This is a genomic window from Bacillus sp. Medicinal_06, assembly GCF_056711665.1.
This window is the reverse complement of the sequence record NZ_JBWYHD010000014.1, coordinates 79,538-87,673: the sequence shown is the minus strand read 5'-3', so window position 1 is coordinate 87,673 and position 8,136 is coordinate 79,538. Positions and strand designations below refer to the sequence as shown.

Annotated in this window: 10 protein-coding genes and 1 riboswitch; of the genes, 7 read left to right on the top strand and 3 right to left on the bottom strand. The window is 34.4% G+C overall.

Annotated features, from left to right (window positions below; translation table 11 throughout):
- The coding region (locus AC1M36_RS24075; protein ID WP_479846279.1) for a hypothetical protein at nucleotides 1–187 on the top strand (187 nt) is incomplete at its 5' end.
- A 309-nt stretch (nucleotides 188–496) separates the two neighbouring features.
- On the opposite strand, the gene AC1M36_RS24070 is transcribed toward AC1M36_RS24075, so the two are convergent.
- Nucleotides 497–1,087, bottom strand: a complete 591-nt coding sequence (locus AC1M36_RS24070) for a TetR/AcrR family transcriptional regulator (RefSeq protein WP_479846278.1) — start codon at nucleotides 1,085–1,087, stop codon at nucleotides 497–499.
- A 227-nt stretch (nucleotides 1,088–1,314) separates the two neighbouring features.
- On the opposite strand from AC1M36_RS24070, the gene AC1M36_RS24065 reads away from it, so the two are divergent.
- Nucleotides 1,315–1,914 carry an HD domain-containing protein gene (locus AC1M36_RS24065; RefSeq protein ID WP_479846277.1) on the top strand — a complete coding sequence of 200 codons (600 nt, stop codon included), beginning with the start codon at nucleotides 1,315–1,317 and terminating at the stop codon, nucleotides 1,912–1,914.
- A 164-nt stretch (nucleotides 1,915–2,078) separates the two neighbouring features.
- Here AC1M36_RS24065 and AC1M36_RS24060 read toward each other — a convergent pair whose 3' ends face one another.
- Together AC1M36_RS24060 and AC1M36_RS24055 are read right to left on the bottom strand one after the other, a co-directional pair.
- Entirely contained in the window at nucleotides 2,079–2,474 is a 396-nt protein-coding gene (locus AC1M36_RS24060; RefSeq protein ID WP_479846276.1) for a group-specific protein, read from the bottom strand.
- Nucleotides 2,475–2,543: 69 nt separating this feature from the next.
- Entirely contained in the window at nucleotides 2,544–2,735 is a 192-nt protein-coding gene (locus tag AC1M36_RS24055) for a hypothetical protein (RefSeq protein ID WP_336454626.1), read from the bottom strand.
- Nucleotides 2,736–2,957: 222 nt separating this feature from the next.
- Nucleotides 2,958–3,036, top strand: a riboswitch (ZMP/ZTP riboswitch).
- A 51-nt stretch (nucleotides 3,037–3,087) separates the two neighbouring features.
- Between AC1M36_RS24055 and AC1M36_RS24050 the strand changes: the two genes are divergently transcribed.
- The 5 genes from AC1M36_RS24050 to AC1M36_RS24030 all read left to right on the top strand — a co-directional run bounded on the left by AC1M36_RS24050 (nucleotide 3,088) and on the right by AC1M36_RS24030 (nucleotide 7,945).
- Complete coding sequence (locus AC1M36_RS24050) at nucleotides 3,088–4,254, top strand: phosphoribosylaminoimidazolecarboxamide formyltransferase (protein WP_336454625.1); 1,167 nt, start codon at nucleotides 3,088–3,090, stop codon at nucleotides 4,252–4,254.
- A gap of 289 nt (nucleotides 4,255–4,543) precedes the next feature.
- On the top strand, nucleotides 4,544–5,230 hold the full coding sequence (locus tag AC1M36_RS24045) for an IS6 family transposase (protein WP_431613445.1): 687 nt from the start codon (nucleotides 4,544–4,546) through the stop codon (nucleotides 5,228–5,230).
- A 496-nt stretch (nucleotides 5,231–5,726) separates the two neighbouring features.
- Nucleotides 5,727–6,260 carry a sigma-70 family RNA polymerase sigma factor gene (locus tag AC1M36_RS24040; RefSeq protein ID WP_016113564.1) on the top strand — a complete coding sequence of 178 codons (534 nt, stop codon included), beginning with the start codon at nucleotides 5,727–5,729 and terminating at the stop codon, nucleotides 6,258–6,260.
- Between the two features lie 4 nt (nucleotides 6,261–6,264).
- Nucleotides 6,265–6,672, top strand: coding sequence for a PadR family transcriptional regulator (locus tag AC1M36_RS24035; RefSeq protein WP_479846275.1), 408 nt, complete (start codon nucleotides 6,265–6,267; stop codon nucleotides 6,670–6,672).
- Nucleotides 6,673–6,679: 7 nt separating this feature from the next.
- The gene (locus AC1M36_RS24030; RefSeq protein ID WP_479846274.1) at nucleotides 6,680–7,945 is read left to right on the top strand and encodes an FtsW/RodA/SpoVE family cell cycle protein; all 1,266 of its coding nucleotides are present in this window, start codon (nucleotides 6,680–6,682) and stop codon (nucleotides 7,943–7,945) included.
- Nucleotides 7,946–8,136 lie beyond the last annotated feature (191 nt).

Sequence of the window (8,136 nt, the reverse complement as noted above, 5' to 3'; positions counted from 1 at the left end):
TGAAAAAATTGTAATCCGTCAGGGTTTATTTGATATGCCTACTTTTAGGATGTCTATAAAAAATAATGAAAAATTACATGGAAAGATCCGCCTTTGTATAAACATATACCTTAAGTTGATGGATGTGGGGTCCCGCCACATCGCCATCAACTTAAGAAATTGGTTGTCCCCCAAAACGAAAAAATGAGTCGAATTCTCATAAATAACTGTAAAAAGGTAAATTTCTCGTAATGGGGATGTCTCAAAATGTTAGCTTGATGGGCATGGGGTAGCATCAACAAAATGCGAATTTCGTACGCTAAGCAATTTTTCACATAGAAAAAGCCGATTTCCTAAACGCTAAGGGATAATCAGCTTTTTAAGGAATTTAGGTGAAATACATATAAAAAATGGATTGTAGCATAGATTGTATTCTCCTTAGATTATCTTTCTATTTCGAATACAATCTCATCGCCATTAAGTCAAAAGCCCGTTGTTTCTCAAAATAAAAAATGAGCTAAATTTTTAGCATAAACAAATAACGCAGCACGTGTTGCTTACTATAAGTAACATGTTTATTATCCCTTTCTAGTTTACTAGCCATAATACTTCCTTCTAGGGTTGCAATAATAAAGGAAGCTACCGCCTTTGTATCGATATCCGGTTTTAACTCCTCGTTCTGAATACCTTCTACTATAATCCCTTCAATCATATTGAGAAATGTATAGAAAACTTCAAGTGCCTTTTCTCTTAACAGTAGATTCGTATCATCACTGTCTACAGCAGTATTCAGCAAAGGACATCCCCCTTTTATTGGTGGATCATTTATTACATCTTCATATACATTAAAAAAAGCACCAACCTTTTCTAATGTTGTATTAGCATTGCGTATCGCCTCAGAAAAATGTTGAGAGACAGTATCAATGGCGTATTCAAATGCCTCTAAAGCAATCTCATCTTTACTTTTAAAATTACGATAAATCCCCCCTTTTTGTAGCCCTGTAGCCTCCATAATGTCATTCATCGAACAGCCAGCATAGCCTTTTTGATTAAACAATTCTGCCGATTTTAAAACAATGTTTCTCCGTGTTTGTTCACCTTTTTGCATAATATCCTCCATTATTATTGTTAAAAAATTGTAACATGTTTTAGTTGTACATTAACATATAATAAGTTACCTTAAAAGAGACCGTTCGGTCTTTTTTGAGATGAAAGTAGAATTTCTAAAAGAAGAGGGTGAGAGAGTTAGTATTTGATTAGCACGTAACATTCTTATCATGCTATTGATATCCGACATGAATTTATTGAAAAACAATTAAAACTAAGGAGGAAATTATGCATAACATTATTATTCCAGATAGTAAAGTAGCAAAAGAAGCTACCCAATTGGTTTACGAGATTTCTCCAGAATTTCTTTATAATCATTGTTTACGGACATATGCTTTTGGTGATGCATTGGGAAAAAAATATGGATTTAAATATGATCAGGAGTTATTTTATCTTGCTTCTATCTTACATGATGTTGGTCTTACAGAGCATGTATGTTGTAAACATTCATTTGAATATGAAGGTGCTGATCATGCAGAAAAATTCCTTCATTCCCATGGTTTTTCACAAGATAAAATTGATGTGGTACGTGAAGCTATTATTCTACACACCTTGGAAATTGCTAAAGAAAAACAACCAGAGATTGCTTTAGTTCATTTCGGGGCGGGAATGGATATAGTTGGTTTATGTATAGAAGATATTCCGGAGGAAACATTTAATTTTATAATTGAGGTTTATCCTCGATTAGGTTTCAAAAAATCTATGATTGAACTTATTAAATATGATTCCAATCTAAAAAATACACAGCAACAGCCAAATAATTTAAGTTCTTCTATGCTTCGTATGGGGTTTTCAGATTGGGTGATGAATGCTCCTTTTAAAGATTAGAGAATAAAGAATTAGAATGTCATGGAGCTTAGGAAGGGGTACAGACCGCAAAACGGAAAAAAACCACGCTAAGCAAAAAATACAATAAGCTGTCCATATGGACAGCTCATTGACATAATTCTCGTTATTGGAAGTCACTTTGTGGCTGTAAAAGGCGTTTCGATTCAAATAACAGACACCTTTAGGGTCAAAACATCTATTAGTTCATCTATACTGCCTGTAACATGCTCTACTTGTGGTAGATGATAAAACGTACTCGTTGTTTCAAAGTTGTTAAATTCCTCATCGGGCGAATAGAGATATATTTTCTTGTCTGTACCTAAAGCAATTCCAAATTCAATGTGGCTTCCTTTTCCTGCAGGCAGTAGCACCACAATAAAATCTGATTCTATTACAGCATTCTTCTCAGCTTGACCTATGTTTATTAAGTCAGTAAACGTTGAGGCTCTTTCATTTTGAGTCCAATCATATGTATGAGTGAATCCTTTGCTTTTTAGTTTTTCGCTAACGTATCTAACGTTGTCTATGTTTTGAAAACTTGATGCCACATAGAATTTCATTGGTTTCCTCCATATCTAAAGTTTTTTATAGCAAACCGTTCTCCATTTGGAGAGAGGCACGATCCGTTCTCAATATTTTTTCTTTTTAAGTCGGTAAAGTCCTGTCAGACTGGCTCCTGCTGCAATGACAATCATAACAATAGAAACACTTAGGGAAACAACCTGATTTGGAATTAAATTAGCAAGGTTTGCCCAGAGTAATGCAATGCTTGCCAGCGATGTTAAACCGACGATATAAGACCACCCTGTTTTCTTGGCCATAATTTGTTCACCTCTCTTTTCCTAATTGTACCATTTGAAAACATTTACTTGTTCAGATTTTTTGATGTATATCCTATACATGTAAAGTTGACATAACGCATCATTAGCGGAAGTTACATTTTATTCAAAGTACAACCAGAATTTTTAGTAATGGTGTACATAAAGATCAAATAAAGTTCTTGTTGTAAAAATTATCATTATTATGTACAATTTACCTATAAATCAATTGTGTGTTACTGGCGTGAACATGGAGAACCATGAGGGAGCACACAAACATCTGCCGTACGCCTGGGCAAAGTATTTGAACTTACGTTCAAATACTTTTTTTATTTTCAGAAAGGAGTTTAAGTAGATGAATAATATTGATTTACGGTATGGAATGAATCCACATCAAAAGAAAGCAAAAGTATATTCTACAAAAAAAATGCCCATTAAGATTTTAAATGGTGAGGCAAGTTACATTAATTTTTTAGACGCATTAAATGCGTTTCAACTTGTGCGAGAACTTAGACAAAGTGTCGGTCAACCGGCAGCAGCATCGTTTAAGCACGTAAGTCCAGCTGGTGCAGCTGTTTATTGTCCACTAAGTGAACGGCTTGCAAAATCTTATTTTGTTGAAGGGCTGGAATTGTCTCCATTAGCTATTGCCTACGCAAGAGCAAGAGGAGCTGACAGAATGTCTTCATTTGGTGACTGTGCGGCTTTTAGTGACCCAGTAGATATAACTGTAGCAAACCTTCTGAAAAAAGAAGTTTCTGATATGATTGTTGCACCAGGATATGATGAAGATGCGTTAGCAATTTTAAAAAAGAAAAAACAAGGAAAGTACCTTATCTTAGAGATTGCCCCCGACTATGTACCTGAGCCAATTGAAAAAAGGGCAGTATTTGGAATCACAATGGAACAAGAAAGAAATGATATACTCATCTCAGAAGGAATTTTTGATAACATTGCTACGATACAGCGTATAATTTCTGATAATGTTAAAAGGGATCTTCTTGTTTCTATGATCACACTAAAATACACCCAATCAAATTCGGTTTGTTTTGCACTAGATGGTCAAACAATTGGAATTGGTGCAGGACAACAATCACGAATCCATTGTACCCGATTAGCAGCTGAAAAAGCGGATAATTGGTGGTTAAGACAACATCCACTTGCACTCCAAATGAATTTCCGACAAGGAATATCCCATGTTGAGATAAACAATGCGATTGATGGTTGGATAAATGATGATATTACTCCTGCAGAAGAACAACAATGGAAACAATATTTTCAAGTAGTACCTGAGCGATTGACTAAAGATGAGAAAAAACAATGGTTAACAGGCTTAAAAGAAGTTTCCTACGCTTCCGATGCTTTTCTGCCATTCCGTGATAACATTGACCGAGCCGCTCAAAGTGGTGTTAAGTATGTGGTCCAAACCGGTGGTTCGTTGCGTGATGATCAAGTTATACAAGCAGCAAACGAATATGAGATGGTAATGGCTTATTCGGGTATTCGTTTATTTCATCATTAAATCAAAAAAGGGATAATCAATCTATTGAATTGATTGTTGCTATAAAATCAGTGAATAGTAGAAAAGAGGCTGTACAGCCTCTTTTTGATTTGATGTATATCGTATACATAATCAGTTAACATAACGTCCTATTATCAGAAGTTCTCCTCACCAACAATCCCGACTTATCGATATTCTGTGAAACATCCTCTTCAGCTGCGTATGCAGTTTCTTATTCCTCCTATGGTTCTGTTGCAAAGTTTTTAAAACTAAGCTAAACTTTTGCAAAACAGAGTGAGGAGAATCATAAATGGGATATTTTAAAGGAAAACAATTCAGGAAAGATATTATTTTAGTAGCCGTCGGCTACTACTGTCGTTTTTCTTTAAGTTATCGAGATATATCTGAAATTTTGAAAGAACGTGGTGTATCGGTCCATCCCACAACCATCATGCGATGGGTTCATGAATATGGAAATCTCATTTATCAGATTTGGAAGAAGAAAAACAAAAACACATTGTTATCTTGGCGTTTGGATGAAACCTATATCAAGGTGAAAGGGCAATGGTGTTATTTATATCGAGCAATTGATAAAGAGGGACAAACACTTGATATTCAACTTCGTCAAAAACGGGACACACAAGCAGCATATGCTTTTATGAAAAGACTTGTTCGAACTTTTGGAGAACCAACGATTCTGACGACAGATAAGGCCCCTTCTTTAGCTTCCGCATTCAAAAAATTAAAGGAGATAGGTCTTTACAAAAATACCTTTCATCGTACAATCAAGCACCTCAATAATATCATTGAGCAAGATCATCGACATGTGAAACGTCGATTCTCCCGTTCTTTAGGGTTTCAAAGTCTTCGCCATGCCTCACGTACTATTAAAGGTATAGAAACTGTTCATGCCATATACAAACAAAAACGAAGTCTTCAACCAAACTTCGTTTTTTCGACGTATAACGCATTACATGAATTATTAATAGTTTCATAAAACTGGTCCACAATATTCTCCATCTCTTTATGTCTTCGGAAACTTTGCAACAGAACCACTTCAATCATATGGTATTATCTGAACATAGATTTATGGACAGAGTTTTCGGACGTATTTATAGGGAAAAATCTACGAAACTAAGAATGAAATTGATGTGTCCAGAAAATAACGAGTTTTGTAACAAATACTAAATGTGTACATTTTAAACTTTGTTCAGCAATCGGGCCATTTAATTGAGTAAGTCTTATTAAACGAACGGTGGCAGGATAATGAATTTCATGGAGTAAAATAAGAAATTAGAGTAGATAATTATTTAGAAAAGAACAAGGGATATGCCTTAGTTAAAATAACAGATTTATTTTTAGTAAAGAAAAATTAAGCTTGAAATAAAGATAGGTTTAAAAAAACGGTATGGACATAGGCAGCCATTTTTTGGGGGATTTATAAAACTTTTCAATGGAGTGCGTCGTCTAATAAATTGAAAGGAGGAACTGATGTGGATGAATTAACAGCAGAGGCGTTTGAAATAGAAGATAAGGAGGACCTTATAGATGAGATAATGAACAAGTATGGACAGGAAATCTTACAGCTTGTTTATTCATATGTGAATAATAAGGAGGTCGCTGAGGACTTAACGCAAGATATATTTGTTAAATGTTATAAATCTCTTCATACATACAAAGGGAAATCAAATGTAAAAACATGGTTGTGGAGAATCGCCATTAATCATTGTAAGGACTATATAAAAAGTTGGTATAACAAAAAGGTAATCGTTACAGAGGATGAATCTACGTATATTGGGATTCAAAAAGAAAGTGTTGAACAAACTGTTATTCAAAATGCAGAGGACCGTAGGCTGGCTTCTGCAGTAATGAATTTACCGATAAAATATCGAGAAGTGATTTATCTCTTTTATTATGAAGAATTGCCAATCAAAGATATTGCTATGGTAATAGAAGTGAAGGAAAACACGATAAAAACAAGACTGAAAAGAGCCAAGGAACTCTTGAAGAAAGGATTGGAGGAATAATCAAATGGAAGATCGATTAAAAGGCCTACGAAAATCAATGGAGAATACAACTTTTAAACATTTGAGTTTTTCTGATCTGCATCGAAAGCAGGTACACGAAAAAATTAATCAATCATACGAAAATGAAGAAGATATCCTTTTAGCAGTTTTGCAACTTCTCATAAATGAAAAAACAGGGTACGAATTGGCACAGCTATTACGTGGGAGAGGGATTCAAAAATTCGAAGGAAATGAAGGTTTTTTATACACCTTATTACATCGTCTGGAACAGAATCGTTTTATCCAATCAAGTTGGGATCATTCAGGAGCTAAATATTATCAATTAAATGATAAGGGAAGAAAGATGCTACGAAAGGCAGAAAAAAAATCTACAAAGGCACGATTTATATTAAAAGAATTAGTACAGGGGTGAGACAAATTTGAATAAAAAAGGGGAGCGTTTTTTAAAAGAAGTTACCAATCATATTAAATCAAAAGAAGCGAAGAACCTTGTGGCAACTGAACTGGATTTTCACTTGAAACAGGCAAAGAATATGTGGATAGAGAAAGGGTTAAGTGAGGAAGTTGCTGAAGACAAGGCTGTTGAACAAATGGGAAGCCCAGTTAAACTTGGTCAAGAACTTAACAAACTTCATAAACCAAAGGTCGATTGGTTTATTATTATTTTATTAGTGACTGCTATGGGGCTAGGCTTTTTGCCAGTTGTAGCTTTTGGGCATACGAATGATTTACTAATAAATAAGGTGATATTTGTTATTCTCGGTGTTGTAACAGCTTTTGGGATGATGCTTATTGATTATCGGAAATTAGAGAGACTGGGATGGCTGTTTTACACAATTGGAGTACTTATCCTTTTAGTTCTATACTGTTTTCCAAACGCTTCAATGATTGGAGAACTGTTAATAGAAGTTGGTCCCATCGCAATTGGATATTTAATGGCAGTGCCGTTCTTTCTTCTAGCTTGGGCTTCTTTTTTCAATAACAGTAGGTTAAAGGTTATGCATCTTGTGATTTTATATTTATTTTCTTTGTCTTTATTCTTAATTGTATCAACTCTTTCAACAATTTTTATCTATACCATGATGGTATTCATTATGCTTTGGTGGAGTAATCTAGGTAAGAAAAAGACATTGATCATTACGGTTGTACCAATTTGTTTATTTATTATGAGTGGTTTATTTTTCTTGTCCCCATTAAAAGGACCCCACTTGAATAGATTTTTAGGGTATTTAAATCCGGAACAAGATGCGGGTGGCGCAGGGTTTATGTATATACGTTTAAAAGAGGTGATGTCGTCAGCAGGTTGGTTTGGTACATCTGGAAATGTAAAGTCTATTCCTGCTGCATATACTGATTTTGTGTTTGCAAGTTTGACTTACTATTATGGATATTTGCTTGCGTTGATTCTTGTCTTAATTCTTTCTCTTTTTGTAGCAAGGATAATGGTCATATCTTATAAAATAAATGATCGTTACAGTAAATTGCTTCTTGTTGGTGGAATGACTCTTTTTGTAGTCCAGTTTATTTATAACGTTGGAATGATCCTAGGCTTATTACCGATTACTTCTATATCCTTGCCTTTTATTAGCTATGGATTGATGCCAACTCTGTTTAATGCGTTTTTAATGGGTATCGTGTTAAGTGTGTATCGACGTAAAAATTTGATATCAAGTAGTTTCATTTAGAATTGAATCTAAAATTTCTTTAAATTAATTTAACAAAGAAACTTTACATTGACATGGTTATTTAACTTATTCCAGAATAGGGAGCTTTTCCGAAGTAACGATAAAAGCCCAATTTCTCAGCATTAAAACTGAGAAATTGGGCTTTTTTATATTTACATATAGTGCAAAATAGCGCTTAAAATAGGTGCAAA

Coding starts and splice junctions, on each gene's coding strand:
- AC1M36_RS24070 (WP_479846278.1), bottom strand. CDS start 1,087: ATGCAAAAAGGTGAACAAACACGGAGAAACATTGTTTTAAAATCGGCA.
- AC1M36_RS24065 (WP_479846277.1), top strand. CDS start 1,315: ATGCATAACATTATTATTCCAGATAGTAAAGTAGCAAAAGAAGCTACC.
- AC1M36_RS24060 (WP_479846276.1), bottom strand. CDS start 2,474: ATGAAATTCTATGTGGCATCAAGTTTTCAAAACATAGACAACGTTAGA.
- AC1M36_RS24055 (WP_336454626.1), bottom strand. CDS start 2,735: ATGGCCAAGAAAACAGGGTGGTCTTATATCGTCGGTTTAACATCGCTG.
- AC1M36_RS24050 (WP_336454625.1), top strand. CDS start 3,088: ATGAATAATATTGATTTACGGTATGGAATGAATCCACATCAAAAGAAA.
- AC1M36_RS24045 (WP_431613445.1), top strand. CDS start 4,544: ATGGGATATTTTAAAGGAAAACAATTCAGGAAAGATATTATTTTAGTA.
- AC1M36_RS24035 (WP_479846275.1), top strand. CDS start 6,265: ATGGAAGATCGATTAAAAGGCCTACGAAAATCAATGGAGAATACAACT.